Genomic DNA, 26389 nt, shown 5'->3' with positions numbered 1-26389 from the left:
GTCATGTCCATAGCCGGATATTTATTGTAGTGCAAGATATGAGGTCGCTAAGCATGCAGGAACAGAATGAAGTTCAAAAGTAGGAATCTGCGGGCAATTGCTGAACTGATTATTGGGGACCAAGAGTTTTTCCCATATCGATCGAGCAGCTACATCACTCAGTTTTTTGAGGAATGTGACTTGGACTTTGTCCACGATGGCACAACACGCTGGCATTGGACAGCTGAGCGTTTGGAGGAATTACTGCAAGAACCACAACCTGTCGCTCATTCTCTTCCTGAACGTTTTGTTCATGTGCTTCGGGTGTTGATGCTCAAGCCTGATGCCGTGCCAGAAGATCCTGATCGCTTGAAGGCGCTAGAGGAGTTAAACAAGCCTCTCTCACGAGAGGGTTATGAGGCATTCTATGGCGATGATGAGCTTCTTTATGTCCGCCATATCGGGACAAAGACAATTTCCTTGGCAGCAAATCCCCATCGTCCATTCACCCCAAAAGAAATAGAAAAACGCAATCAGCTAGTTGCCTACTTGAGCCAATGCTCTGAAGACGAACTGATTGAAGATGTCCTACTTCCGCTATTACGGCAATTGGGTTACCACCGGATAACGGCAGCTGGGCACAAGGATAAGGCCCTGGAATATGGTAAAGATATCTGGATGCGATATGTGCTTCCAACACAACATATTCTTTATTTTGGAATACAGGTCAAAAAGGGTAAATTGGATACATCTGGGGTAAGCAAAGCAGGCAATGCAAATGTGTCAGAGATCTACAATCAGGTGCTAATGATGCTTGGCCATGAGATATTCGACCCAGAAACTAGTAGGCGTGTCCTCGTTGATCATGCATTCATCGTTGCTGGCGGGGACATTACCAAACAGGCCCGAAACTGGCTCGGAGGAAAATTAGATGCTTCTAAGCGCAGCCAAATACTTTTTATGGATCGTGAAGATATATTGAATCTCTACATTGCAAATAGTTTGCCGCTACCAGACAAGTCCCTTCCTGCGGCTAGACCTGAATATGATGATGATGTTCCGTTTTGACATAGAGTAGAGGGCCCAGTTGAGCTGGTCGAGGCCTTTATGGCTACGTAGCACCATTCATAATGGTTGGAATCAGGCACCGCATCACAATTTCAACTATTATCGAAAAAGTCGATGGGCATCAATCCTAAGCAAACTCATCAATCCCTCACGGACTGATATCTTGTCGCTGGCCCCTTACCCAACCGCCGAACCTTCCCTTGCTGAACCAGCACATTTAGCAAATTTCGAGTGCTCGAAACACAAACACCAAGATAGTCGGCCACAGCAGAGCAAGTCACCGGACCAGCGTGAGAGGCCAGAAATTGCTCAATAGAGCTTCCCCCTTTCCTGTGAGATTTAGCAATTTCAATCCTTTTCGAATCCTCCCCCCTCTTGTACAGATGCATAGCCATGATGCCCCGGGCCAATATTTGGCCTATCTCATCTATTCGTTCTTGGTCGGGGGCTCCCATTATATAGGGGCTTCTGGGCCGAACCAAGTCGAACACAAGGTAAAAAATCAAAAAAAGTCATATTCTGTTCAGATAGAGACGGAGAAAACAGCAACGAGAAGGAGAGTTGTTTGACTCCTTGTATTTATTGCTTTGGCGGCGTTTTGTTCTCTGACTCCATATATAGTTTAAGCGTTTCAGCCAAGGCGCTCATCTGTCTGGCATCTTTGGATGAAATACCTTTGACCATTTTATTCGAGGCAATCTTGCTGAGGAAAAGCGTGCTCTCATAAGCCTTCTTTATTCTTAGATGAACCATTCGCTTTTGCTGCGGTATTTCCTTCTGGCTATATAATTGAAGTTCCTGGTCTACTTTCGCTTCTATTGGAGATAATACTGAATCAGAGTCATTATTTGAAGGCGAGAACTCCTCTTGTTTTGAGGCTTCAATCAGTCCTTGTCCCCCAGGCAAACCACGAACCTTATCGGCAACATCACTGAAGCCATCTGCCCCATGTGCGCAACGTCTCTGGATATCCCCAAGTAATTTTCTCCACCATAAAGAAAAATTAGAGGAATATATACCGACAGGCTCTTCAACAACCAAGGCGCGTGCAATGGTCTCAAAGCGATCAGAGAATCTTGAAATTGAAGATTTGGATGTCGGGAGATGCAACGCCTCCAAGACAGGCTTACCTATATTAAATTTAGCTGAACGGTCTTCGGCGGGATTCCCATTTTCGATATCGAATTGATGGCAGTAGTAGATTAACGCCGCCGCCATGAATACATTCGACATACGCCGTCGGTCAATCTCACGAGCTAGGTTTACGATCCGTTGACTTAGGTTCCCAAAGCCTGAAATACGAATATCCTCGCCCTTAACAAGCTTTGCCAAAGTTCCAAGTTCGCTCCAGATGTTGTCTTCTGTAAAAACGGCTTGAGGCATTTGAACATCAATTGACTGGCATATATGGGGATCGAGTTCAAAAACATGTGCTGCCACCGCTAAAAAGCATTTACGAGATACCCCTCTTTTCACCGCTTTCTCGCACAAGCGAATAACTTCTTTAGGGCGGTCAGCCGGAGCGAAAGCTTTCAGTTCATGCAGCAGGCTGCCATATTTGTTTAGCTCCACGTAGCCGATCTGCTTCGAAAACTGTGAAGTATTTGATGGGTTATCACTGCTAACCCATGCTTTGATTTGATTCAGGCACTCTTTATATTTTGTCATGATATGAGTTGTTCGTTTTTGGAAACGAGTTTCACGCTGAAACTCAACACCAAAAAGTGGTCTCAGAGCAGGCAAATTGGCAAATGATTACCGACGTCGGATCTTGGCCATTCGCTTCTGACTCGATTTATAAAAATCTGGCCCCATTAATACCTCCATCCTTTTGAGCATCGATTTTACACCGTTGGGCAATTCTCCCCCCCGTTCGAGCCACACCTCAAAGTTGCGAAGTCGGTCAGCGAGATTATGCCCACCAAAATTTCCATTATGATAATGCCTAGTATAAGTAGAGTTTGGTTTTGCAGGGGTTGCAACGGTATCAGCGGGCGGTGGAAGTGGAGTTTGTGTCGGTTGCAACGAACCCTTTTCGCTCATGTTGCCCTGATTTGGGACTAGGGCCGACGAATTCACATCCCCCACCGAAGACGATTTTCCTTTTGCACTAGGCACAATTCCCTCCGTTGGAGACACCAGTTCCGTTTGCAACTGGTGCAAGGGTCCCTGAGAACGATCAGCACCTACCTTTTCTGGGCTGTGCCCATTAAGGTCACGTTTTGCACTAGGTACAACTGACTCGGGTGACATTGCTTTATTCAGGCGGGTTTTACCGCCCGTTTTCGTGTCCTTAGAAAGTTTACTCGCGAGGGCATATAGCTGGTTTCTGCTAATCGTACCCGAGCCAACGCTTAGCCGAATGATATCCTGGTTCAGGTAGATTCGGATATATTTGTAGGCAGTGGAGAGTCCAAAACCGAAACGTTTCTGGTGCCTGATAAACGCCTGAGCGCCCAAATAATTTATGAAACGCACCAGCAGTTCACCAATTTTTGAACATTCTCGAATCAAATCTTCCGTAGCTTGTTCCCCGTCAAGCATTCGAAGCGATTTATGGATCTGACTCGCCTCGTTGAGTAGATCATCAAAAGCACTGCTTACGGATGGGGGAGTCCACTTTTGTTGGGGTTCGGGATGCTTTTGAAACTCACTGGTAGTTTTGTTTATATATACGTCCATGATATACCCCCTATGTGCCGAACGTAAGAGAAAACAATGAAAAGTTTTTTGAAAAAAACTTTGGTGATTTCGCAAGTACGCCCCATAAGGATTATTATGGGCAACTCTGAATATGGAAAAAACACCGCTGCTAACAGCTTAGGAAACCACGAAGATAGCAACCGGCCCCAGGGAAAATTAGGGTCCGAAAAAATTAATAAGCCAGTACACGCGAGAGGGCCACACGGACCCTCTCGCGAACTGGCTGAGGCCGGGGGCCAGCCCCCTCCTCCGACACCTCCCCCTGTTGAGGCTGCTAATAAAACAAGTAGCCAGAGGAAAGCAAAAACAGCTCTCTCAAAGCGAGAGAAGACGCTAAAAATCCGCGTTACAAAGGACGAGGATTATCATATTCGCCAAAACAAACCCAATGGGCAGTCGTTGGCGAACTGGGCCAGAGAAACCCTTCTTTGCCCCTCAGGTCAGGGTACGATAAAATCTGACCCCGAACTGATCAGGCAGATCGCCTGGTCGGGCAATAATCTAAACCAAATTGCCAAGGCGATAAATACGCACAATGCGGTGGGAACTCCGTTTGAAATCATTGTTGTCGCAGATCACTTACACGCAATTCGCCAACAACTAAATGCCTTGATAAATAGGGGGCAAAAATGATCCATCGGGTGTTTGCACGTGGTGCAACAGGAGATCCTGTTGGTTATCTACTGAAGCCTCGACAAATAGCGGCGAAGGTTCTTCGGGGCAGTCCGGTAATATGGGACCGAGTCTACCATACTTGTCCGTTCAAAAACAAATACACCTCTATTGTATTATCGTTTTCTGAAAAGATCACGTCGGAACAGGAGATCGCCATCATCGACTCCTACGAAGCAGTGGCTTACGCAGGTGCTGATCCTGCCGACATCGAACGCCTGTGGGTGAGACATTCCGAGCACGATCGCACCGAACTTCACTGCATCATAGCCCATACGCACCTTTCAAGTGGCAAACGTTGGCAACATTATTACCATTACGCAGACGGCATTCTTTTCGATAGTTGGCAGGAAGTAATCAATTATCAGTTCGGATTCAGCTCACCACACGCTCCACAGCGAACCCGACTCGAAAGCGTACCATCTAGTAAATTACCACCTGAAAAGAAAAAACTGTTCACAAAGCTGGATCGTTTAATCGTTGAGCAGATTCATTTGGGGAAACTAAGGCATCGCGAAGATATAATCTCTTATCTCAAGGAACAGGGGTATGAAGTTTCCCCAAGCCGGAATTTCATCGGTGTACGGGAGCCTGGCTCGGGTGAAAAGCGCCTTCGCCTCAAGGGAGAAAAATATCGTGAAGGAGCTGATTTGTACTACCTGAAAAATCAGGTAACACCCAATACTGGTCGACGTAAGAGTTATGAGCAGTATCAGACTATTTTTTTGCAGCAGCTGCAAAAGCGTATCAGACGAGCACAATCACGCTTTGCCGGGGAGACTATTTCCACCCCAGTTCCTGGAATTCTACTATCAAACAATATAGATCATGAAAGACAAACAATCATCAATGAACCCAGAGATCGTGACCTTAATTCAGACTGCAATCTCCACTGTGAACGCGCAAACCCGCAGCCAACTCGAGAGCCTCACCAGCCAAGTATCGCAGATATCCTCGATGGTATGCGATCTATCCTCAAAAGAATCCGACGACAGTTGGATCGCATTCGAGGACCACAAATCACTAAAAACTGTCACACTCCCGTACCACAGCATCAGCCATTTCTCTCTTGGCGAAGATGGTTTGGTTATTTACTTCGGCACAACAAGAGGAGAAATCGTGGTAAAGCTAAAGGCATACTCAATAAGCAAACATGGGATCAAGTATCGGGAACTCGAGCGACAAAATTGGATGCACATACAAAAACTGATTCGCACCCGAAAACTCCAGGAATTCCCCTGTAAGTTTGGGCCTGAGGTGCATATTTTTCCCACGATAACATATCCCGATGATTGATGTATGCCTGGCGATGTTGACTAGGCTCAATCTTCTCCCGATAAACAAGCTGGAGGATATGTATATAAATAATGAATATATGACACAAATGAGTGGACTCATATCGTAAGCTTAAAATACAATCATGTATAGCTTATGAACGAGATAAAATGCCCACATTGCGGTAAAGCATTTAAAGTCGACGAGGCTGGCTATGCCGATATTCTCAAACAAGTCAGAAATAAGGAGTTCGACGCACAGCTACACGATAGGCTGGCACTAGCCGAGAAGGATAAACACAGTGCAGTAGAGCTTGCCAAGGAGAAGCTCGCTCGTGAACTGCAAACAGAAGCTCAACAAAAAGACGCGACTATTAGCGATTTGAAGGCTCAGTTGAATGCAGGAAAGACGGAGAAAGAGTTGGCGATCAGTAGTGCTGTTTCTGCTGTTGAAAAAGAGAGAGATGACCTTCTAAGCCAACTCAAACAAGCCAAGTTCGATACTCAAAAGGCTACGGAGCAAGCCGAGAAAGACAAAGCTAGTGCAGTCGAGCTGACCGAGCAAAAAGTAAGTAGCGCTCTGCGTGCTGAGATACAAGAGCAAATGTCTATTATTCAAGGTCTTACATCACAATTGGAGGCAGGTAAGGCAGCACAAGAGCTGGCCGTAAAAGATGCTGTCACTCGTTTAGAAAAAGAGAAAATCGATCTGGAGAATCAACTTAAGCAAGTGAAGATCGATGGAGAAAGCGCAACGAAATTAGCGGAAATTGAGAAGCAAAAGGACATCGAAGAGCTAAAGGCTCAGTTACAGGCCAAGGAGCTTAGCCAGAAACTGGCCATAACCGAAGCTGTGAGTGTTGTAGAAAAAGAACGCGATACTCTTAGGCACAGTCTAGATCAGGCAGCCCTCGAAAAACAGGTCGCAGAAAAGGCACTGAGAGATAAGTATGAAACACAGCTCAAAGATCGGGATGAAGCCATTGATCGTCTCAAAGATTTGAAGGCAAAACTTTCGACCAAGATGCTGGGAGAGACACTTGAACAGCATTGCGAGACCGAGTTTAACCGCATACGTGCAACAGCCTTTCCACGGGCGTATTTCGAGAAAGACAACGATGCCAGCTCCGGTAGCAAGGGAGACTTCGTTTTCAAAGACATGGATGAAAATGAAACGGAAATCGTTTCCATCATGTTCGAGATGAAAAACGAGAATGACACTACGGCGAGTAAGAAGAAGAATGAGGATTTTTTTAAGGAACTGGACAAAGACCGGAGCGAAAAAGGTTGTGAATACGCCATACTGGTCTCCCTCCTCGAGCCTGAAAGTGAACTCTACAATACAGGCATTGTCGATGTGTCTCATCGTTATGGAAAAATGTATGTCATTCGACCGCAATTCTTCATCCCGATGATTACACTTCTTAGGAATGCAGCGACAAATTCACTGAGCTACAAGAATGAACTAGCGCTGGTGAAGGCTCAGAACATCGACGTAACGAACTTCGAGGCTGACCTGGAAGACTTTAAGTCAAGATTCGGCAGAAACTTTGAACTTGCATCCTCTCACTTCCAAAAGGCAGTAGAGGAGATCGACAAGTCTATCTCACACCTGCAAAAGACCCGAGAAAGCCTAGTTAAGTCAGAAAACCAGCTACGCCTTGCAAACGACAAAGCACAAGATGTAACGGTAAAAAAGCTGACCCGGAATAACCCGACAATGAAAGATAAATTTGAGGAGGCTAGATCTCAGAGCCAATCTGGTGAATCTGAGTAGAATTCCTAAAAATTAACTGCCCCAATAATGATTAAGAAAATTAAAAGTGTCAGTAATATGGGTGTGTTCGACGGCTACCGTTGGCCGTCTGGAAGCAGCCTTAATGAGTTTAAGCGATTCAACATCCTTTATGGCGCAAATGGCTCTGGAAAAACCACACTATCGAGGCTTTTTCGACATCTTGCGACTGGAGATTGTGAGCCATTTCCAGACCTAAAATACTCACTGGAGGCTGAGTCTGGCACGCTTAAGGAAACAGATGCTAAGACAGTTCCAATCAGAGTTTTTAATGCCGATTATGTGCGATCAAACATTGGTGAAATTGAAGGTGAGCTAAATCCCATATTCATTATTGGAAAGGATCAAAAAGACCTACAGGCCGAACTTGCAGAAAATGAAAAAGAGTACGTGGAGCGCCAAAGTAAGCTTAACGACCTTACAGGACAAATTGATTCTAAGGAAAAAGCTAGAGGCAAAGAGTTTACCGATATTGCCAAGGTCATTGGTGTGGCAACCCAAGGGTTGACATCAAGAACATATAGAAAACCGCAAGCGGAATTGGCTTATAAAAGCCTCACAGAATTTAAGGTGCTCAGCAACGATGAGCTTGAAACCTTGAAGCTTATTGCTGAGCAAAAAAAACTTGATAGTATTTCAAAGCTCGACTTAGGAACGTTTGAGATCGACTTAAGTTCTCTAGCCGAGACATCCAACAAGCTATTAATTGAAACAGTGGAAGCCATTGTCATCCCAAGGCTGAGAGAAAACCCTAGAATTTCGCTATGGGTTGAAAGCGGTATCGAGCTACATGAATCCGGCAGCCAATGCGAATTTTGCGGCAGTGTAGTGACAGAAGATCGCCTGAAAGCTCTAGCCGCTCACTTCAATGATGCAGACAAGTCATTAAAAGAAGATCTTCAGAAACTAATCGAAAATTACGATGCAATTCTACAATCGCTTCAAAGCTTCGCAATGCCATCGAAATTGGAATTTTTTGATGAATTTCAGCTTGAATATGCAACTTACTACGCGGCGGTGAAAGAGAAGCTCTCCAAGTTAAGAACATATGTAGTAAAAGCAAAGAAGTTGGTTGAGAGAAAGCTGGTAAGCCGAACAGAAGTGATAGAATTTAACATCATATTGGATTCATATCCGGTTGCCGAGGCATTACGCCAAACAAACGAAGTGATCGGAGCGCATAATACGAAATCAAAGAGTTTTGAAGAGGCTAGGACATTGGCTTCTTCCCAAATAGAACAGCACTATTTGAGCACGATTCAGTCCGATGTGGAGGCGTACGATAATGAGCTAGACCAGCTCAAGGCCGATGTGAAGGCTATTCAAGACGGTAATGAAGAAACTAAGCAACTTTCTCTCGATGAGCTTGATGCCGAGATTAAACGGAAACGTGGACTAATCGCAAATACTCAGCAAGCAGCGGAAGATTTGACAAAGAAACTGGAAATTTTCCTAGGGCGTAAAGAATTGAGATTTGATCCCGAGGGAGATGGATACCGGATTTATCGCAAGTCTGTCCCTGCACAGGGATTGAGCGAAGGCGAAAAGACTGCAATCGCATTTGTCTATTTCTCCGTCCAGCTCGAAGACCAAGATTTCGATAAAACTACGGGCATCGTTGTTGTCGATGATCCAATTTCAAGCCTGGATGCCAGTTCGACGTATCAGGCTTTTGCCTTCCTGAAGGAAGCTGTCAAAGACTCAAAACAGGTTTTTTTGCTTACCCACAATTTTGATTTTTTGAAGCTATTGCTCAACTGGATAAAACATCACCCGTACGCGAAGAAAAATCGTGAATATTTCATGCTCAAAGCAAAAGCCACGACGGGAGATGCTAGGAAGTCTTGGATAGAGTCCATGGATAAAGCCCTAACCGAGAACGGCAGTGAGTATGTATTTCTCTTTAAGCAGGTTAGAGACTATACATGCGATGGAACAATTGAAAATGCTTACCCAATGCCAAACATCATCCGAAAGCTGCTTGAGCAATTTCTTGAGTTTATGTGCCCAACGGCAGAAAAAAATCATCAAAAACTTCAGAGTATACAATTCGACCCAATCAAAAAGACTGCATTAAACAAGTATGCGAACGACTTCTCGCATCCCACGGGAAAGGGCCTCGACCCGTCACTGGTGGACGAAACCAGAAATAATGCACAACATTTGATCGAGATGATCCAAACGGTTGCGCCTACACACTATAAAAATTTGAACCGCAACTAACAGTTCGTTAACATCATGAATCGACCAATTGCCACGCCTCTAGCGTGACATGTTTGATGTAGAGTCTACGGGTGGAAACAAGACAAACCGTGAAGAATATATATTTTCGCCACGCTCATATTGCCCGACCATTCGCTAAGTCAAACGGGCATAGGCAACAGCTCTAGGTTCATGCTCTGCGCTCAATCGACCTGAAGCAGAATCATTGAGACCAACTCGTAAAACTGGTTCTCGAGTGGTTCGGAGAGGTGCCATTCCTTCGCACCCGCATAGGGTTCCATCACGAAAACTGGCTTATCTTTATTCGGAAACGAAATCAGACAATAGCTCGTATTGATGCTCTGGAGTCGAATCTCGAAAATGTAGATAGACTCGTCGGGATCGTAATCCAATTGAGAAGCTGGGATCACAATACGCCTCTGGGCTGAGACGTTTCCATCCAGTCCACGAGACCGGAGCCACGGTAAATGCTTATGAAGACGGAAACGTGCTTCTTGTTCACGAGCAACCGCTAGCTCTCTGCGGAATCGCGCATGCGCCCTTATATCGAGCACGCTCGCGCCAATATGAGGGCTTGCCCAAGCTGGAATTTGCTCATCGCGCACGCCAAACTCTTCAACCATCATGTCGAGCCAATCCGCGCTTATTCTGTGGTCCTGATGTGTAAGATTACTGACAAATTCACTGTCGTATGACCACATGGTCAGTGCCCAGCGCTTAGGGGCAGGAGGAAGGATGAGGGCTGAATATGCTTCACCTTCACCATCTCTTACCGGAAGAACAAAATAGGCTTCCGAGGGCCGGATGTCGGGGCGCTTGGGGCAGATCATACACTCGATCGATCCCTCCCAGTGTATGTATTGGCGGATGTCGTGCTCGACGTAACTAACCCGACGGCGAATCTCGTTGTCGCATTCTCGTCCCAGGCGCAACCTAAGTAACAGGAGTTCATGATCATTGAAACCCTCCTGTCGAGCTGCTTCGAAACCACGAACGAACTTCCAGTTTTCTACTTTTCCCACGTCCATGTTAGTTTCTTTCCAGCAGGCGACGAGCGATGCCAGTGAGTTGGTTTTGATACTTGAAATTGAAGATGCGTATGCGTGGGCGTGAGCTTCTATTGCCACCAAAAAAATAAACGATTTTTAGCCAAAGACTATGCTCGGGAAATGCCTGACTAAGCGCATACCCGTACATAGCGACTTGTCTAACATCCACATCTCGAGGCTTTGACGGAAGGGAATCCGTCATCCATTTAAATTCCATCACCTGTATTGCCTTAGGCGTGAAAAGGTCCCAGTCCATGCGCCCGGTGAAGACTCCCGGCACATAGACTTCCCAGTTAGATCGGTGCTCATGCGCAATACGACCAACGTGGCTCTTAAAGGCCTTAACCATCGGTGATAACCCTCGATCATCACGGTCAAATTGCAGCGCCTCATGGAGGGCATTCCCAGCCCAGTTTCCACGGCTAGGGCGGACCATCTTGACCCGAGGGACGTGAATATCCCGACGAATCCAATCGACGTAGCTGATAGTTAGATTTGAGTTTTGAGCGATTTTCTTTGCTGCTCTCATGGTTTTTCTGTTGATTAATTAACGAACAACGCTTGTGTCTGTAGCTTATATGGCTACACAAAAAAGACAACAAGAATCCTCCATGAAAACGAAAAAATTCTCTGACGTACTGGAAAGCATCCGCGAAGAAAAAGGACTTAATCGTGTCGAGTTTGCCCGGGCACTCGACTCAGACCGAGCCCGAATGTACGACGTTCTAAAAGGGCGACTCCCTGGCCACCTTTTTATCCGGCGCGTGCTTTCGCTGCCGGGACTATCGGAACAAAACCGCCGCGATATCTTATGCAGCTACTTGCAAATGCACTTGGAAGAGGTCGCCCCCGAGTCCGAGCTTTCGGTTCACCTGCTGTAACGCCGCAGGCCTCTCGTCGTTGAGAGTATCCTCGCATCCTTGATACGACTTTTTTCGGGGCCATCCTCGCACCCCATCCACCACCCACGCCGCAGGCCCGCACTCCCAGGGAGACGGGCAATGCGGGCCTTACTTAGCTACCTCGCAGACACCACCTGCGGGCTTTAGGAAGACACCGCTTCCTGATTGAAATGCCTACTTCAGCCGCTCATGCGGGAAAGACGTGAGAGCCGGGCGACAGGCGGCTATTCACCTGACGCTATCGCACGCAAACGATTCCATGCGGGGGCGACGACGCCGAATCATGCATACAGCAAGAAGGGCCAGGACCGCGAAAGCTGCCGCATAGGTCGAGGGCTCGGGCACCATGGATGTCAAAATGGTGTATCCACCAAGGTCGTCATAGCCGGTAAAAGCGAGAGCATCCTCCGGTGATTCAAGGTACCTCACATCAAAGTATTCGCTGCCGAGCGCATCTTCCCAGGACAAGGTTTCAGGGTTCCACACCAGGATGAGTCCATCGTTCAGCCATCCATCGACTTCTGGGCTCACGTCACCCCACAAGGCAATGTAACCTCCGTTCAGGCGGATGACATTATCCCCGGCAGCCTCATTTCCCTCTTTGATCACGATAGAGCCGACATTAACCAGGGAGCCATCTTCGACCGTTAGAGTATTTCCGCCAGAGTAGGAACTCGTTATGGGATTAACACCTCCTAATGATAGCGAATTCTCAACGTATAAGATGGAGTTAAATCCGCTGAGCGTAATGTCATTGTTGTTGCCACCCTGAGCCCCAATAATCACATCATCGGCCGCATTTACAAATGCACCACCCTCGACCAGGACGGTGTTTTCATCTCCCAGACGGCCCACCCATAGCGTCCCGGAGGTTACGCTCAAGCGGGATTGAGAGCCAGCAACCACCACCTGATTTTTGTTTCCAGAACCGGACCAAGAATCACCATTGCCAATCGTCACACCTCCTCCTGTCGTAACCTGACCTCCATTTGTGATGCTCAGCTTATTCTCGCTCGAGTAGAAACCCACCGTCAGATAGGTGCCTGTCGTCAGGCTTGATCCTGTCCCGCTGACAGTGGCACTATTACCAGTTGCAGAGGCGTTGTAGCCAATACGAAAATCCTCAGTCGTACTGACCGTGCTGCCGTTGTAGATGTTCATTTGGTTCTCATGCCCCGAAAATCCCAAATCAACCCAGTCTGCACGCAAACTGGAGGCGTTGAGATCGACACGATTGTTATGGCTTCCTTCCAGACTACCCACAGTCAATCCACGCCCAGAACTAATGGTGAGAGTCGATTCGTGCTGTATGGTCAATTGGTTCCAGCTTGTGGAGTCCCCAACCCTCGTCCCATCTAAACTCAAATCGTAGGGGCCTGACGCGCCCAGTATGTACTGGGCCGGGGAAGCTTCAGTTCCACCCGCATCCATTACATTGGTGATGTCTCCGTCCGTAGTGGCAGCAGAGGCCATTGCTCTGGCACACACGATTAATATCCATACCCGCGCAGCGAATCTATTCATAACAATAAAAGGGGAGTTTCAGAATTCTTGGATTTGGGGAAAAGCGTGAGCTTAGAATTTCCGGGTAACGCACCGACGCCGGATGAGGACAGTGGCCAGAAGCGTGAGCAGTCCAACCGCAGCCGCGTAGGTCGAGGGTTCGGGCACCTGAGGCCCGACATTCAGGTAAAATTCCTGAATATGGTCGTAGGAGATATTGGTATCATCCAGAAGATAGACGAAGGTGTCATTGGGATCCGTATCGATGGTGAAGCGGTAGGTCCCATCGGGTAGGTCTTCATCAGTACTGATGTGTTGGGCCACGATCAGGGTAATCGGGTCTACGATTTCGGTGTATATGTATTCTCGATGGTCCTCCATTTGGATGATTTCATAATTCACGACCTGCCATTGGTGATCACCGCTGCTGAGATATCCGGTTTCATCCCATTCAACTGTCAGATCGAGATCGTTGGGAAGCGTGTTGCTGCTCTCAATTTCCATTTTGCTCCCGAAGTACGCGGGAAACGCCATCAGGTTGGAGGAAAAACCGATAGCCGGGTTTTCGGGCAGAATATCTCCTTCGTCCCAGGTTATGGTGTAGTAGATCGTGAAATCGTCGCCCGCTTCGATGCTGTCGGGACCTGTTACTACAAGCGATATCTCCGCTGATGCTTTCGTCGACAGCAGACAAAGCAGCAGGACGAGCACAGCAGCTAGATTTCCAAGTTTACGGGCAATAGTAAATGATACGTAGGACATGACAGGGCAACTCTGTACCGACAGTTGTCGGGGTCAACCATAAACCGCTCTATGTCGGTGTATAAAAACGCTAAAAGTCGGCAAAATAGTCGGCGTGAAAAAGCAGCCATTTTCCATTCGCGAGCGCCTTTTAGAGCTGAGGCAAACCACCGCTCTCTATCAGGAAGAAACCGCCGAGTTACTCGACCTGCCATACAAAACCTACCAGGCCATCGAGGGCGGACGGCGAACCGCCATCCGGCTGGACACCTTGGAAAAGATTGCCGAAGGGTACGAAATCGATCTCTGGCAGCTGTTCCATCCCAACCTACCCAAGCTCAATAACTCCTGCGAAAAACGCGTGATAAAGCTCATGAAGCACCGTGGTATTCCCCGGCGCTGAACAAGCCCAGCGCAGTCAAAAAATCCACCCACCTGCGGTGGCTGGCAAGGGGTAGTAAAAAGCCTGCTTGCGCTTTAAAAAAATGAGACAGGGCAACTTCACATCGAGATTTTTCATATAACAAGATCGGGGTGGTCGGCCGCAGGCTAAACCGCGTAGCCGACTCATCCCCCAGCGAAACCGACCTGACAACGGCCTCAATTACCAAGCGCTTGCAGACGAATTTTGTATCTGTACTCACGCCCGGCTGACTCACAAACCGCTTCGCCCTCAAACCCACCGGCATCGGTCAGGTTCAAAGAAAGGATCCCCTTGTGATCACCATACAGGTGCCAACCAAGCGGGTTTTCACTGTCATCAGGCACCATCGCTAACACGACGGCGTACTCCTCTGACTGTGCATCGGGATTTATCGTCCCGGTCAACTTTCCGCGAGCACTGGGCATGACCGGGTTACTCAACTCGGCCACAACGGCAATCCCTTCCCGCGAAATAATCTTTAACCGAACCGGCTGGATATCCTTACGATAGTGCAGCTCCCCGAGGTATTGCCTGCCCGGCGTCAACGCTGTCTGCAAGCGTGCCAACCGCGCTTGCCTTTCCTGAGCCGCACGCGCCAACTCGGCTTCCTGCGCAGCTTTCTGACGCGCAGCCTCTTCCTGCAAACGCAGTTGCTGCTGACGCTTAGCCTCGATTCGCGCCTGCTCCTGCTCTGCTTTCCAGGCCTCATAGGCTTTCACGGCCTCATCACCCTCGGCCGTACCGGCAATAACACTGCCGGCCGGAAAACCGGACACAGGTCGGGGAAAATTCCTCCAGTCCTTCTCCATCGAAACACGTCCCAACGTCCAACGGTCAACCTGACGACGAGCCCCGACCTCACCGTAAACAACGATCTTTTCTCCTTTGCGGTAAACAACCTCCAACAGCGAAGCCCCTCGCAGCACTTTCCCGATCGACCGGCATAAATCTTCCCGAGGCTTCAGCGTCGCCTTCAACTTCAGCAGACTGGCACCCTCGGACACATGAATCGCCTCGTACTCAACGGACACAACCGAGAGCGAGGCGGGAATCGCCTTGGCAACAGCCGCACGGACTTCTTCCGACGGGGGTTCGTTATCACTTTGGCCACAGCCAGTGAGCAAAAGCAGGGCATGGCTTGCAACCAAACACCCAAAAATCTGAAACAACCTTTTCATGATACAACCCAGAAATACCGACGATTGTCGGTGCGTCAACAAAAACCGCTCTTTGTCGGTATTGACTAAAAACTTCCCAACCGACACGAATGCATAAAAGGGAACTTCGGAGGGGAGCATGCTGCGTTGCAGCGTATGGTAGGACGGGCCTTTGGCCCTGGTGTAACACCAATAGCGAGTCAACCTGACGGGCGTCGCCCCAGGCCGAGTCACTGAAAAAATGTACTTCTTTTAAATGCTAACCAAGGAAAAACTCAAGAGTGGCAACAACCAAGGACAAAAGTGGCAAACCCACCAATCAAGCGCACCAACACAGTGCGCTTTTTTTGTATTTATAAACCCATGACATGGCAAAAAGCTCATAGGCAAAAACCAAACCGATCCACCTCACACAACACGTGTTTCATTGGCCACAAAAGCAGACCGCTTCGCTATTTCTTCAGGGAGGTATTCATGTCACTGGGCATCCCCGCCCCCCTTCGGGGAGCACTGCTGCCCGAAGTAATTCTTTTCTTGTAGTAGCTATTTTTAGGGAAAGCAAAAACCGGCACCACAACCCGTGGAGCTACGATCGAAGAAACTAAAAGTCAATAAGCCACCTCAGATATAAAATCCATAAAACCTTTCAGAGCGCGGTCAAACAAGCCGCGCTCTTTTCATACAACCATCAACCAACACGTAAAAACATATGCAAGACCAAGCCAACACTAACACAAAAACATCCGCCACAGCGCACCTGATCGCACGTCGAGAGTCCGACCAAAAAGTCGAACTTATCATCGACGTGACCGGAGGTTACCCCTTCCGCGATAGGCTCAAAGCAGAGCAGTTCCAGTTCGTCAAAGACCGCTCTGAAGCCCTCGGAGCAGCCGCTCCGCTGGACAAATCCGGCAGCCGCAAACACACGGCAGCCTGGCGACGATTTCTGATCGTCGTACCGCCCGAAGCCTCACCAGAGCAGGCAATCAGCGCACTGGAAGCGGCGCTCGACACCCTCGATTCGCTGCTAGGCGGAGTACTCGAAGGCGCACGGATCAAAGGCGCAAAGTCCGCCGCACTAACCCTACAACGACAGTTGTCTTCTATCGACGGAGCCGACGCGCTCCTTACCCGGCTCTCTGCGCTGGACACGCCCTGGGTGGACAAACCTGTCACTCCCCAAGCCCAACTACAACCAGCCTTTGTCGCCTAAGCGGCAAGCACGCATAGCGAGGCGGGGTCTGAACGGCCCCGCCTTTTCCGTATTCACCCATAACTACATTAACCAACTATGAAAAACATTATCACACCCAAAACCCTGTTTCGACGCATGGCACGTGGGCCTCAAATCGAGGCCAGCGGCCCATTCTGGGACGCGTACCAAGCGATCGTGAACGGCGATGACGAAGCGGCCCAACAAGCCCTCAACGCCGCATACACCTCCGATAAAAACCAGGACGAAAGCCCCCGGCGAGTCGCCATGCTGGATGCCCTCGCACACGGCCTGCCGCTTTACGCGACCGAGCTAACGTGGGAGGAACTACTGGCCGCATCCGGCACCAGCGATGTCCTCCACGACCTGGTCATGCAGGGACGCCTGCGCCCGATCCACGCCGCACACCTGGAGATCGAGCTGAGTCCACGCATATTCCCCATGATCGACACGGACCTGCGCATTATTCAGGCCCAAGCGCTGACCGCCCTCTATGAAATGGAAGCCGAAACCCTCAACTCGGCCAACATCGGCGGCTGCCATTTGGGCACCTGGCTAAGCGAGCGACAGGACCGCGCCCAGTACTACTTCTCGACCATTCAAACCGCACGCCGAATCGCCACCCTCACATGCTAACCTCAACCCCATTACTATGAAAAATCCATTCTCAAAGAAACGTAAACACACGTATCCAAACGCCAATACAAATGCATCCAGCAACGCGGATAAGAACGCTCCAGTGCTGCTTCCTCCCGATTGCGCCATGCTCACTCTCTCGGAAGAGGCCATGCTCATCCGGGAAGCGCTCGGCCAATACCGCCTGCTTGACCTGGTCAACTCACAGACCGTCGAGCTGACACCGCCCACCTTCATCACCGCTCTGCAACTGATCGAACTTTCCGCCACCCCCATCGGCATCATCCGAGGCGAGAACGGGGTGTCGCTTGGCTTCTGGCTCGGCCAGGACCTCATGCTGATCGCGATGTTCGACGACGAGACGGACGTCGATCCGCAACGGCTGGACAAGGCCGTAATTCTGGCTCGCCCCTCGACACTCAATGCCCGCGAGCACAAGCACGCGCCCTGGAAAAGAATCATTTGGTACATCTAGTTCACACGCACTCACCACAAACCCATTCATTACCTATTATGACACCAGCCAACAACCACTCACCCCTCATCGTATCCATGACTCATGACACCCGTGTGGGTCGCCCCGAAGGCGGATGGGGACTGTATCTTACGCCGGATCGTTTGCCCTACATGGCCAGCGATCTGCCCACAGGACCGCGCTACCTGATCCCGGTCCGCACGTCCATGCAGGAGGCATTTTTAGCCGTCGCTGACACGGCGAATGCGACAACGTCCATCCTTCGCCAACTCGAAAATGCCATCATTGGCGAGTCCGCCGATGAATCCGCCAACGCGGAGCAGGACGCCCCACTCGAAGAGGATATCCTCTCTCTGGTTCCCAGCCGTGACCGCATCTGGGGAGTCGGGCCGGAGGCCGTCGGGCTCTGCAACCATGCCGGAATCCCGTACCTCGTCTTCGGCGATATTTGCCTGGTCTTTGACACCCCGAGCTACCGCTCGGCCATCAAAAAACTCAGCCCACACAGCTGCACAAGCATTGAAGGCAGCCTAGCTGACACTGACAACAACCCCACGTTCAACCTGCGGCAAGCAGAGACGACCATCGTCTTTCATTACTGCGACGAGACCGTAGTTAAAACCCATGACAAGGCGATTCATGTCACGCCATCGCGAATCATCGAGAGCGACCCGAATGCCTGATCCATCACGAAAGAAACCATTCTTTTCGCAAGGAGCAACCCCAACCGGTTGCTCCTTTTTTGCACCCAAGAGCCAACCCTCAACCATCCATAAAACCATGAAACAATCACCTCCCAATACAACCACCATTCCGATTCTGAACATCGGCAAAGACAAGCGCTTCGGCAGCCCCGAAAGCGCCTGGGCCCTCTACCGTTGCCCCGGCGACTGGTATTACTTCGGCTGCGCGACCCCCGGCGAAGAGCAGTACATCCTTCCGCTCGACGACGACCGCGTGAGCCAACTGCTGACGCTCTCCCAGTCGGCCAACGACACCACCAACATCGTCGATACATTCGATGAAATTTTCGGCGAGACAGGCAACACCGAGGAGACCGCAGACACTGACGCGCCCGACATCGACGCGGGCATTCTTATTCTGTGCCCGGGTCAGGACCGCAAGCTGGCATCCAGCGCCAAGACCACGCTCCACCTCAACGATCAGGGTATTCCTTACGTGCAGCACGAAGGGTACATCCTGGTCTTCGACGCCGTGCCTTTCCGATTGGCCTTCCAGCATCTCCCAGAAAAAGGGATCACGCGAGTCAAGGCCGACACCACGACGATGGGAGAGGCCTGCATCGTCATCCAGCGAGCGGACATCCGCCTCGTCTTTTACGTCACTTCACACGGGTACGCCTTCGCACCGCGCACACCGAGAGAAGGTGACATCCACGCCTCCGCCGAGGCTTGCCGAGGACTTGTCCACGGCCAGGCCATCAACCTCAAACCCAACAACTAATCCCAAACAAATGACTAAGATAAAAACCAACCTCATAACCACACCCTACCACCTGATTTCGCACATGGAAAAAGGTCCGGCCCTCACGCCGGTAAGCCAGGAGTTCTGGGCCGCGTACGCCTGCGTGCAGCAAGGCAAGGTACGCCAAGCCCAGGACATTTTATCGGGCTTATACATCACCGAAGAGGGCTACCCGATTGACTCGTCGCGCATCCGCCGCATCAGCGCTCACAGCGAAGGTCGCCACTGCGGAGCTGACGAACTCGACCTCGCTGACATGCTGGCATCCGCACGCCTGACCGACGCCTTGAAGGACCTCTTTCACGCGGGCCGCATCGCAGCGATTCACGCAATCCACGCTGAGATCGAAATGTCACCACCGCTGGTCCCCAACCCGCTGCTAAAAGCAAGCCGAGAGGACATGCAGGCCCTGATCGAGTTATACGAGATCGAAGCCGGTGTATTGGAATACTCCATACACAACACCGAAAACCTGATGCGCTGGCTCACACGCCGCAACGCCCGCGCCCGGTACTATGATGAGGTATTGGATTTCTGTCACAGCTATGCAGATGGGCTGGAATCAGAATCAACGCCCACAGATCAGGCCGAAGAAGCCGAAGAAACCGACCAGACGACAGACTAAACCTATAACGAAACCAGCGCAGGTGGCTCCGGCTGCCTGCGCTTTTTTATGCCCTCAACCCACAACTCAAGCACCATCATGACACCATCATCCCCAAAACCTAACTACGTATCGCCCAAGGCCGAAAAAGCCTTCTGGGACGCCTTTAAACTGATCGCCGAAAACAACCTTATCGGCGCCGAATTCACGCTTCTGGAAGCGATCCAGCTCTACACATCCAGCCCGGATCAGCACTACCGACTTGGAGACATCCCCGGCGGGCTGCTGCCATCGGCGTCTCCGTTTACCGGATCCCAGCGGCCAGAAATGGACTGCCTGCGGGACTGCTACCGCCAAGGCACGGTCTCGGCCATTGAGGCCACTTCCATCCTGATTGAGCACAGCATTCATCCGAGCTGCGAACCTATGTTCATCCTGCCAGCCCAGCACATGCTTAGCCTGCTTCAACTCTACGAGATGGAGCGCGTCCTCCTCGAGGCAAACGACATGTGTATCCACGAGATCAATACATGGATGCATGCCAGGCGAGACCGAGCCATGCATTACTTCAACAGCCGGACCGATTCCGATGACTGAACTCCGCAAGGGCCGACCCGCCAGGTCGGCCTTTTTTATTCACCTCAACCCATCAATCACCAACCCACACTTCAATGATGTCAATCACACCCAAAACCATGAACGGAAAGCCAGTTCTCTACACATCCTCCCCCAAGATACTGCGCAAAAACCCGCACTACCAGGCGAAGCAATTGTGCGACGGTTTTTCCTTCAGTGCGGGCAGCACCTGCGCCTTTTCCTGCGCATACTGCCTCACGCCCGAACTGTTAAAAAAGTGCTCGCCGCTTTCTCCTCTCAGCCCGTTTACACTGGGCGGTTCCGTTATCCGCCGCAGACACGCGGCCGACATCCTGCATCGACAGCTTTACGACGGGCGCACCTATGCCGCCAAGTACAGCGACCCGAACGATCGGCGGGTCGTGCTGGGCTCGCCCCAAGTCGATGTCGGCGCCAACGAAGAACTCTCCCATGAGACCATTGAAATCTGCCGCAGTATTCTAAAAGCCACTCACTGGCAGATCCGTTTGCTCAGCCGGGGAAATCTGCTTCCCATGATCGCCGAGGCATTAAAAGAGCATAAAGAGCGGATGATCTACGGCGTCTCACTGAGCACGCTCGATGAGTCGCTCGCTGCCGCGCTCGAAGCGGGCACACCGACTCCCGCCCAACGCATTGCCTCGCTTCATCAACTCCAAAACGAGGGCTACCGCACCTGCGTCGTGGTCGGGCCGATCTTGCCACAGAAGGAGTATCGGAAATTTGCCCGCGACATCTTCCAGGCCATCCGCCCCATGCGTTGTGAGCACGTCTGGACCGAATTCATCAGCCGGCACCAAAGTTCCGTCCGCACGACCGCCAAGGCCTTGCTGCAAGCAGGCTACACCACCTTGGCCTATCAACTCCCGGACGCGATGGATGGCTACCGCCGCGAAGGCCATGCCCGGCAAGCCTATCTGGCATTCGCAAAAAAGATCGCACCCCACAAGCTGCGCTTCCTTCACCACTGCCAGGGCAATAGCTACCAGTGGTGGAGGCCCTATGAAAACAAAGGGGTCATTTTAGAATAAGCCCCAAGCGACGTTGCCCCCCCCCCCCCCGCGAAAGCGGATGGGGGGCAGCTCAGCCGCACCGGCCTTCATAAAGTTCGCAGTTGTAACACCTTTTCACTTTAATAATCTCGAACCATGCCCAAGCAACCCAAGTCCGCCACTCAGCCCCCCGCCATCGTCCGCTGCGTTTCCTATTCCCGGGTCAGTACGGACGAGCAAACCCGTGGTGAATTTACCAGCATCGATAACCAGCAGCAAACCAACCGTTCCCAGATTCAGGTCAAGGCCCACGAGAACTGGCAACTGGTGGAGGAAATTACAGATCCCGGGCGCAGCGGCTCAAATCTGAAACGTCCGGGGATTTCACGGCTGATCAGCCTGATCGAATCCGGAGAGGTGGATGTGCTGGTGATTCTGCGTATTGACCGGCTGACCCGCTCGATCCGGGATTTTTACGAGTTGTGGGCCATCATGGAGCGTCATCGGGTCCAATTATGCTCATGCACCGAGAGCATCGACACGAGCAACCCACTGGGCAAGGCGGTCCTGAATATCATCCTGACCTTCGCTCAGTTCGAACGCGAAATGACCTCGGAGCGGCTGCGGGAAAAATTCGCCGGTGAGGCCAGACAGGGGATGAAGCACCCGGGCTTGACCTCCTATGGCTACGACAGCACGCCCCAACGTTCACTGAGCATCAACAAACAAGAGGCAGCTATAGTCAGGGAAATTTTCAACTCAATGGTTGATCTGAAAAGCCCCGCAGCTGTCGCTAAAGCGGTGAATGCCAAGGGGTACCGGACGCGAGTACGCCAACGCAAGGATGGCTCCCAAGTTGGTGGAATCAAGTGGAGCGCCGACAAAATCAAGCGCATGGTCACGCACCCGGTTTACAAAGCCGTGCGCCTGGGACCCGACAACCATGAATATCCGGCATTGTGGGAGCCCATCGTCACCGAGCAGCTATGGAAAAAAGCGAACGATGTTTTAAACAAGCGCCAGCCCGTGCAGCACGCCCCGCGTTCCAACAAGCATGAGATGCTCCTGAAGGGCAAACTCTTCTGCGGGTGCTGTGGGCAGGCCATGTCGCCCAAAGCCGGGGGAAAGCCCGACAAAGACGGCAATCCCCGCAATTATTATACCTGCCAGAACGTGATCAACTACGGCAAGGACTCTGATTGTAAGCTCAGAAACCTTCCCGGAAAAGACATTGATGCGTTCATAATCGAGATTATCGGGGAGTTCAGCAAGCACCCCAAGGTCATCAAGGCAACGCTGACCAAAAGCGAAAAAGAAACCAGACGTTCGGTCCGACCACTAAAAATCCGCCTGAAAGAGCTTCGGAAGCAGCAAAAGGAAATCGCAGGCAAACTAAAGTCCTTCACCGACTTGATCCATAAAAGTGGAAGCGCCATCAGCAAGGTCCTGCTGGCCGAGGCCGAGATACTGGCCGAGCAGCAGGAGGCACTCAAAAAGGAGCAGTCGCAGATCGAGGTTCAGATAAAAAGCCGTGAAGGGCACCTCATGAACGAAATCATGGTGGCCGAGGCCTTATCGAACTTTCGGGCGCTCTTTGACCACCTCTGTTTCGAGGACCAAAAACGCCTTCTGGACCTCCTCATCGAGCGTATTTGTGTAACACCTGTGGACCCCGAAAATGACGAAATTTCGAAAGATCCTGCCGTCCTGGACGTGCAATTACGAACTTTCCGGTACCAAATCAAAATCGACTTTTTCATAAAGTCCTTGTTCCGAGATGTTTACAAAAAACCCGGTAATAGTTCGTATTTGAACACAAGTGGCGGAGAGGGAGGGATTCGAACCCCCGGTCCCTTGCGGGACAGCGGTTTTCAAGACCGCCGCAATCGGCCACTCTGCCACCTCTCCCGGTTAAAGGCGCGCAAGTTAGCGGATTTTTCCGGAGAGGGAAAGGGCTTTTTTCACCCCTTTTTATCTTACCGGCAGCAGATACATCCTGAAAATGAGCATGGTGTCCGCCGTCAGTTCGGATTTGCACGCCGTGGGCTTGTGGTTATAGTGATTTATTCGTCATGTCCGACTGTTGCTCACATCACAAAAAAGAGGAAAAACCCGCTCCCAGCCCGGAGCCGGAAAAGAAGGCCTGCTGCTGCCATGGCGGCGGTGAACACGGCGGGCATGAGCACCACCACAGCAGCGCCAAGCCGGCCGGGCCAGTCGTACCCGGTGTGACCATGTACATCTGCCCGATGTGCCCCAGTGTCCGCGAGCCCAAGCCCGGCCCCTGCCCTATTTGTGGCATGCCGCTGGAGCCCGAGGACCCGACCGCTGGCGACGAGGCCGCCCGCGAGGAGTACCGGGCCATGTCGCGGCGCTTCTGGGGCTCGCTCTTTTTCAGCGTGCCGGTCTTTTTACTGGCTATGCTGCCGATGCTCTGGCCGGGCATGAACGATCTGCTCCCGCAGGGCATTAACCGCTGGGTCCAGCTCGTGCTGACGCTGCCCGTGGTCTTCTGGGCGGGCAACTTCGTCTTTATCCGCGGGTTTAACTCCCTCAAAGGGCTCAACCTGAACATGTTCACGCTGATCATGTGCGGGGCTGGCGCGGCCTTTTTATTCTCCACGGTGGCGCTGATCGCACCGGGCATTTTCCCGGACTCGTTCCGGAGCGAAGGCGGCGGAGTACATGTTTACTTTGAGTCAGCAGCGGTCATTCTCTCGCTCGTCCTGCTGGGCCAGATGCTGGAGGCTCGCGCACGCGGGCGTACCGGTGAGGCGCTGCGGGCGCTGATGGATCAGGCCGCCAAGAGCGCGCGTGTCGTTCACGACGATGGCAGTGAGGAGGAGATCCCCGTCTCCGACGTCGAGGAGGGCATGTGGCTGCGGGTACGTCCCGGCGAAAAGATCCCTGTGGACGGTGCGCTGGTCGAGGGCAGCAGCTCGGTGGACGAGTCGATGCTCACCGGGGAATCCGTGCCGGTAGAGAAACAGGTGGACGACACCGTGACCGGGGGCACGATCAACGGCCGAGGCTCATTTATCATGGAGGCTAAACAGGTCGGCGCCGACACCGTACTCGCCCACATCGTTGCTCAGGTCGCCGAAGCCCAGCGCAGCCGCGCTCCTGTGCAGGCCGTAGCCGACAAGGTCGCGGGAGTCTTCGTCCCGGTCGTCGTCGGCATCGCCGTCGTCGCCTTTATCTGCTGGGCGCTGTGGGGGCCCTCCCCCGCCCTGGCCTTCGCCTTTGTCAACGCCGTCTCGGTGCTGATCATCGCCTGCCCCTGCGCGCTCGGGCTGGCCACTCCGATCTCGATCATGGTCGGCGTCGGTCGTGGCGCCAAGGAAGGCATCTTGATCAAGAACGCCGAGAGCCTGGAGAAACTGGAAAAGATCGACACGCTTTGCCTTGATAAGACCGGCACCCTCACCGAGGGAAAACCCACGTTGACGGATTTGGTCGCTGCCGAAGGTGAAGACGAGCGCGAGGTCCTGCGCATGGCTGCCGCTCTGGAGCAAGGCAGCGAGCACCCCCTGGCCGCCGCCATTGCTCAGGCCGCCAAGGAGCGCGACATCAAGCCTGACAAGGTGGAGGACTTCGAGTCCGTAACCGGCGGGGGCATCATGGGTAAACTTGACGGGGATAGCATCCGCGTCGGTAACATGGCTTTTGCGCAGGACGCAGGGGCCGCTCTTGAGGACACGTTAAAAGCCAAAGCCGAAGCCCTCAGTGCCGAGGGTAAAACCGTGATGGCCGTCGTCCGCGGGGACAAAGTCGCCGGGCTGATTGCCGTGGCCGACCCGATCAAAGCCAGCACCCCGGAGGCCGTTAAGTCCCTGCAAAAACGGGGCGTGCGCCTGGTCATGCTCACCGGTGATAACGAGGGCACAGCAAAGGCCGTGGCCGAAAAACTCGGGATCAAAGAGTACCGCGCCGGGATCAAGCCTGATGATAAAATCGAAGCCGTCAAAAAGCTCCGGGCCGAGGGGCGCCGCGTCGCCATGGCCGGAGACGGCGTGAACGATGCCCCTGCCCTCAGTGCGGCCGATGTCGGAATCGCCATGGGCACGGGGACGGATGTCGCGATTGAAAGCGCGGGCGTCACCCTGGTCAAAGGCGACCTGCGCGGCGTTGACCACGCGATCGCGCTCAGCCATACGGTCATGCGTAACATCCGCCAGAATCTCTTTTTCGCCTTTATCTACAACGGTATCGGCGTACCGGTGGCCGCTGGCGTTCTCTATCCTCTGATCGGTGTGCTGCTCAGCCCGATGATCGCTGCGGCGGCGATGAGCCTGAGCTCGGTCTCCGTCATCACCAACGCTCTTCGCCTGAAGTCCGCCCGGCTCCAAGACTGAGACCCCTGCGCCATGCCCGAGCCATTCAGCCAGGAGCATCTGCTCATCGACGGTTATAATCTGATGCATGCCTGGCCGGAGACGCGCCGCCTGCTCAAGAGTGACATCGACGGCACGCGGGAGATTTTTCTCAATATGGTGCGCATCATCCACGACATGGGCGGCGTGCGCACCACGGTTGTTTTTGACGGGCGCGGGGCCAAGCCACAGGTCGAGTACCCCACAGAGGAAAAGACCTTCGCGGTTGTTTTCTCCCCCACCGGCCTCTCCGCCGATGGCGTGATCGAGCAGCTCGTCGCCCACGCCAAGGACTCGACCCGCTGCTCGGTGGCTACACGGGACAACCTCGTGGCTGAGTCCATCCGGGCCTCTGGCGCGGTCGTGCTGACTCCTCAGGATTTGATGGACTGGGTCGACCGCTGTGCACGCCAGCAGGCGGACACCCTGCGCAAGCAGCGCCGTAAAGACCGGGCGAACTCCCCCGACCCGAGCCCCTGGGACGTACTGGGCTAAAAGATAAAACT

Annotated in this window: 26 protein-coding genes and 1 tRNA gene; 17 read left to right on the top strand and 10 right to left on the bottom strand. The window is 52.0% G+C overall.

The window, feature by feature from the left end; all coding sequences use genetic code 11:
• Positions 1-66: 66 nt before the first annotated feature.
• Positions 67-1047 (top strand): restriction endonuclease, encoded by a 981-nt coding sequence (locus K0V07_RS10940; RefSeq protein ID WP_220621426.1) that lies wholly within the window; start codon positions 67-69, stop codon positions 1045-1047.
• A 579-nt stretch (positions 1048-1626) separates the two neighbouring features.
• On the opposite strand, the gene K0V07_RS10930 is transcribed toward K0V07_RS10940, so the two are convergent.
• Positions 1627-2715: a hypothetical protein gene (locus K0V07_RS10930; RefSeq protein ID WP_220621424.1), complete on the bottom strand. Its 1089-nt coding sequence runs from the start codon at positions 2713-2715 to the stop codon at positions 1627-1629.
• 87 nt (positions 2716-2802) lie between these two features.
• Positions 2803-3729, bottom strand: a complete 927-nt coding sequence (locus K0V07_RS10925) for a hypothetical protein (RefSeq protein ID WP_220621423.1) — start codon at positions 3727-3729, stop codon at positions 2803-2805.
• 36 nt (positions 3730-3765) lie between these two features.
• Here K0V07_RS10925 and K0V07_RS10920 point away from each other — a divergent pair, with 36 nt between their 5' ends.
• The 4 genes from K0V07_RS10920 (at position 3766) to K0V07_RS10905 (ending at position 9714) form a co-directional block, all read left to right on the top strand.
• Positions 3766-4383 carry a MobC family plasmid mobilization relaxosome protein gene (locus K0V07_RS10920; RefSeq protein ID WP_220621422.1) on the top strand — a complete coding sequence of 206 codons (618 nt, stop codon included), beginning with the start codon at positions 3766-3768 and terminating at the stop codon, positions 4381-4383.
• Positions 4380-5666: a relaxase/mobilization nuclease domain-containing protein gene (locus K0V07_RS10915; RefSeq protein ID WP_220621421.1), complete on the top strand. Its 1287-nt coding sequence runs from the start codon at positions 4380-4382 to the stop codon at positions 5664-5666. Before K0V07_RS10920 ends, K0V07_RS10915 begins: the two co-directional genes overlap by 4 nt.
• A gap of 187 nt (positions 5667-5853) precedes the next feature.
• The gene (locus tag K0V07_RS10910) at positions 5854-7473 is read left to right on the top strand and encodes a DUF2130 domain-containing protein (RefSeq protein ID WP_220621420.1); all 1620 of its coding nucleotides are present in this window, start codon (positions 5854-5856) and stop codon (positions 7471-7473) included.
• Positions 7474-7500: 27 nt separating this feature from the next.
• The gene (locus K0V07_RS10905; protein WP_220621419.1) at positions 7501-9714 is read left to right on the top strand and encodes an AAA family ATPase; all 2214 of its coding nucleotides are present in this window, start codon (positions 7501-7503) and stop codon (positions 9712-9714) included.
• A 182-nt stretch (positions 9715-9896) separates the two neighbouring features.
• Here the strand turns inward: K0V07_RS10905 and K0V07_RS10900 are convergent, their stop codons facing one another.
• Both K0V07_RS10900 and K0V07_RS10895 read right to left on the bottom strand, forming a co-directional pair.
• Entirely contained in the window at positions 9897-10742 is an 846-nt protein-coding gene (locus tag K0V07_RS10900; protein WP_220621418.1) for a hypothetical protein, read from the bottom strand.
• A 1-nt stretch (position 10743) separates the two neighbouring features.
• A complete protein-coding gene (locus K0V07_RS10895) occupies positions 10744-11292 on the bottom strand; it encodes a hypothetical protein (protein ID WP_220621417.1) in 549 nt (182 codons plus the stop codon).
• Positions 11293-11374: 82 nt separating this feature from the next.
• On the opposite strand from K0V07_RS10895, the gene K0V07_RS10890 reads away from it, so the two are divergent.
• Complete coding sequence (locus K0V07_RS10890) at positions 11375-11644, top strand: hypothetical protein (protein WP_220621416.1); 270 nt, start codon at positions 11375-11377, stop codon at positions 11642-11644.
• A gap of 249 nt (positions 11645-11893) precedes the next feature.
• On the opposite strand, the gene K0V07_RS10885 is transcribed toward K0V07_RS10890, so the two are convergent.
• Together K0V07_RS10885 and K0V07_RS10880 are read right to left on the bottom strand one after the other, a co-directional pair.
• A complete protein-coding gene (locus K0V07_RS10885; protein ID WP_220621415.1) occupies positions 11894-13189 on the bottom strand; it encodes a PEP-CTERM sorting domain-containing protein in 1296 nt (431 codons plus the stop codon).
• Positions 13190-13240: 51 nt separating this feature from the next.
• A complete protein-coding gene (locus K0V07_RS10880; RefSeq protein WP_220621414.1) occupies positions 13241-13930 on the bottom strand; it encodes a PEP-CTERM sorting domain-containing protein in 690 nt (229 codons plus the stop codon).
• 94 nt (positions 13931-14024) lie between these two features.
• On the opposite strand from K0V07_RS10880, the gene K0V07_RS10875 reads away from it, so the two are divergent.
• A complete protein-coding gene (locus K0V07_RS10875) occupies positions 14025-14312 on the top strand; it encodes a helix-turn-helix transcriptional regulator (RefSeq protein WP_220621413.1) in 288 nt (95 codons plus the stop codon).
• A 197-nt stretch (positions 14313-14509) separates the two neighbouring features.
• On the opposite strand, the gene K0V07_RS10870 is transcribed toward K0V07_RS10875, so the two are convergent.
• Entirely contained in the window at positions 14510-15631 is a 1122-nt protein-coding gene (locus tag K0V07_RS10870) for a hypothetical protein (protein ID WP_220621412.1), read from the bottom strand.
• 568 nt (positions 15632-16199) lie between these two features.
• On the opposite strand from K0V07_RS10870, the gene K0V07_RS10865 reads away from it, so the two are divergent.
• The 8 genes from K0V07_RS10865 to K0V07_RS10830 all read left to right on the top strand — a co-directional run bounded on the left by K0V07_RS10865 (position 16200) and on the right by K0V07_RS10830 (position 21549).
• Entirely contained in the window at positions 16200-16703 is a 504-nt protein-coding gene (locus K0V07_RS10865; RefSeq protein WP_220621411.1) for a hypothetical protein, read from the top strand.
• Between the two features lie 78 nt (positions 16704-16781).
• A complete protein-coding gene (locus K0V07_RS10860) occupies positions 16782-17339 on the top strand; it encodes a hypothetical protein (protein WP_220621410.1) in 558 nt (185 codons plus the stop codon).
• 16 nt (positions 17340-17355) lie between these two features.
• A complete protein-coding gene (locus K0V07_RS10855) occupies positions 17356-17814 on the top strand; it encodes a hypothetical protein (RefSeq protein ID WP_220621409.1) in 459 nt (152 codons plus the stop codon).
• Positions 17815-17852: 38 nt separating this feature from the next.
• A complete protein-coding gene (locus tag K0V07_RS10850; protein WP_220621408.1) occupies positions 17853-18497 on the top strand; it encodes a hypothetical protein in 645 nt (214 codons plus the stop codon).
• Positions 18498-18594: 97 nt separating this feature from the next.
• Positions 18595-19278: a hypothetical protein gene (locus K0V07_RS10845; protein WP_220621407.1), complete on the top strand. Its 684-nt coding sequence runs from the start codon at positions 18595-18597 to the stop codon at positions 19276-19278.
• Between the two features lie 10 nt (positions 19279-19288).
• On the top strand, positions 19289-19924 hold the full coding sequence (locus K0V07_RS10840; RefSeq protein WP_220621406.1) for a hypothetical protein: 636 nt from the start codon (positions 19289-19291) through the stop codon (positions 19922-19924).
• A 78-nt stretch (positions 19925-20002) separates the two neighbouring features.
• Complete coding sequence (locus tag K0V07_RS10835; RefSeq protein WP_220621405.1) at positions 20003-20500, top strand: hypothetical protein; 498 nt, start codon at positions 20003-20005, stop codon at positions 20498-20500.
• A 98-nt stretch (positions 20501-20598) separates the two neighbouring features.
• On the top strand, positions 20599-21549 hold the full coding sequence (locus tag K0V07_RS10830; RefSeq protein WP_220621404.1) for a hypothetical protein: 951 nt from the start codon (positions 20599-20601) through the stop codon (positions 21547-21549).
• A gap of 969 nt (positions 21550-22518) precedes the next feature.
• On the opposite strand, the gene K0V07_RS16535 is transcribed toward K0V07_RS10830, so the two are convergent.
• The 3 genes from K0V07_RS16535 to K0V07_RS10810 all read right to left on the bottom strand — a co-directional run bounded on the left by K0V07_RS16535 (position 22519) and on the right by K0V07_RS10810 (position 23418).
• Positions 22519-22785 carry a hypothetical protein gene (locus tag K0V07_RS16535; protein WP_255567955.1) on the bottom strand — a complete coding sequence of 89 codons (267 nt, stop codon included), beginning with the start codon at positions 22783-22785 and terminating at the stop codon, positions 22519-22521.
• A gap of 117 nt (positions 22786-22902) precedes the next feature.
• On the bottom strand, positions 22903-23052 hold the full coding sequence (locus K0V07_RS10815; protein ID WP_220621403.1) for a hypothetical protein: 150 nt from the start codon (positions 23050-23052) through the stop codon (positions 22903-22905).
• A 278-nt stretch (positions 23053-23330) separates the two neighbouring features.
• A tRNA-Ser gene (locus K0V07_RS10810) sits at positions 23331-23418 on the bottom strand.
• Between the two features lie 164 nt (positions 23419-23582).
• Between K0V07_RS10810 and K0V07_RS10805 the strand changes: the two genes are divergently transcribed.
• On the top strand, positions 23583-25865 hold the full coding sequence (locus K0V07_RS10805; RefSeq protein ID WP_220621402.1) for a copper-translocating P-type ATPase: 2283 nt from the start codon (positions 23583-23585) through the stop codon (positions 25863-25865).
• A 12-nt stretch (positions 25866-25877) separates the two neighbouring features.
• Complete coding sequence (locus K0V07_RS10800) at positions 25878-26378, top strand: NYN domain-containing protein (RefSeq protein WP_220621401.1); 501 nt, start codon at positions 25878-25880, stop codon at positions 26376-26378.
• Positions 26379-26389 lie beyond the last annotated feature (11 nt).

This window comes from Ruficoccus sp. ZRK36 (genome assembly GCF_019603315.1).
Classification (GTDB): Bacteria; Verrucomicrobiota; Verrucomicrobiia; order Opitutales; family Cerasicoccaceae; genus Ruficoccus.
This window is presented reverse-complemented; position numbering and strand designations above follow the sequence as displayed.

Coding starts and splice junctions, on each gene's coding strand:
- K0V07_RS10940 (WP_220621426.1), top strand. CDS start 67: ATGAAGTTCAAAAGTAGGAATCTGCGGGCAATTGCTGAACTGATTATT.
- K0V07_RS10930 (WP_220621424.1), bottom strand. CDS start 2,715: ATGACAAAATATAAAGAGTGCCTGAATCAAATCAAAGCATGGGTTAGC.
- K0V07_RS10925 (WP_220621423.1), bottom strand. CDS start 3,729: ATGGACGTATATATAAACAAAACTACCAGTGAGTTTCAAAAGCATCCC.
- K0V07_RS10920 (WP_220621422.1), top strand. CDS start 3,766: ATGAAAAGTTTTTTGAAAAAAACTTTGGTGATTTCGCAAGTACGCCCC.
- K0V07_RS10915 (WP_220621421.1), top strand. CDS start 4,380: ATGATCCATCGGGTGTTTGCACGTGGTGCAACAGGAGATCCTGTTGGT.
- K0V07_RS10910 (WP_220621420.1), top strand. CDS start 5,854: ATGAACGAGATAAAATGCCCACATTGCGGTAAAGCATTTAAAGTCGAC.
- K0V07_RS10905 (WP_220621419.1), top strand. CDS start 7,501: ATGATTAAGAAAATTAAAAGTGTCAGTAATATGGGTGTGTTCGACGGC.
- K0V07_RS10900 (WP_220621418.1), bottom strand. CDS start 10,742: ATGGACGTGGGAAAAGTAGAAAACTGGAAGTTCGTTCGTGGTTTCGAA.
- K0V07_RS10895 (WP_220621417.1), bottom strand. CDS start 11,292: ATGAGAGCAGCAAAGAAAATCGCTCAAAACTCAAATCTAACTATCAGC.
- K0V07_RS10890 (WP_220621416.1), top strand. CDS start 11,375: ATGAAAACGAAAAAATTCTCTGACGTACTGGAAAGCATCCGCGAAGAA.
- K0V07_RS10885 (WP_220621415.1), bottom strand. CDS start 13,189: ATGAATAGATTCGCTGCGCGGGTATGGATATTAATCGTGTGTGCCAGA.
- K0V07_RS10880 (WP_220621414.1), bottom strand. CDS start 13,930: ATGTCCTACGTATCATTTACTATTGCCCGTAAACTTGGAAATCTAGCT.
- K0V07_RS10870 (WP_220621412.1), bottom strand. CDS start 15,631: ATGCTCCCCTCCGAAGTTCCCTTTTATGCATTCGTGTCGGTTGGGAAG.
- K0V07_RS10865 (WP_220621411.1), top strand. CDS start 16,200: ATGCAAGACCAAGCCAACACTAACACAAAAACATCCGCCACAGCGCAC.
- K0V07_RS10860 (WP_220621410.1), top strand. CDS start 16,782: ATGAAAAACATTATCACACCCAAAACCCTGTTTCGACGCATGGCACGT.
- K0V07_RS10855 (WP_220621409.1), top strand. CDS start 17,356: ATGAAAAATCCATTCTCAAAGAAACGTAAACACACGTATCCAAACGCC.
- K0V07_RS10850 (WP_220621408.1), top strand. CDS start 17,853: ATGACACCAGCCAACAACCACTCACCCCTCATCGTATCCATGACTCAT.
- K0V07_RS10845 (WP_220621407.1), top strand. CDS start 18,595: ATGAAACAATCACCTCCCAATACAACCACCATTCCGATTCTGAACATC.
- K0V07_RS10840 (WP_220621406.1), top strand. CDS start 19,289: ATGACTAAGATAAAAACCAACCTCATAACCACACCCTACCACCTGATT.
- K0V07_RS10835 (WP_220621405.1), top strand. CDS start 20,003: ATGACACCATCATCCCCAAAACCTAACTACGTATCGCCCAAGGCCGAA.
- K0V07_RS10830 (WP_220621404.1), top strand. CDS start 20,599: ATGAACGGAAAGCCAGTTCTCTACACATCCTCCCCCAAGATACTGCGC.
- K0V07_RS10805 (WP_220621402.1), top strand. CDS start 23,583: ATGTCCGACTGTTGCTCACATCACAAAAAAGAGGAAAAACCCGCTCCC.
- K0V07_RS10800 (WP_220621401.1), top strand. CDS start 25,878: ATGCCCGAGCCATTCAGCCAGGAGCATCTGCTCATCGACGGTTATAAT.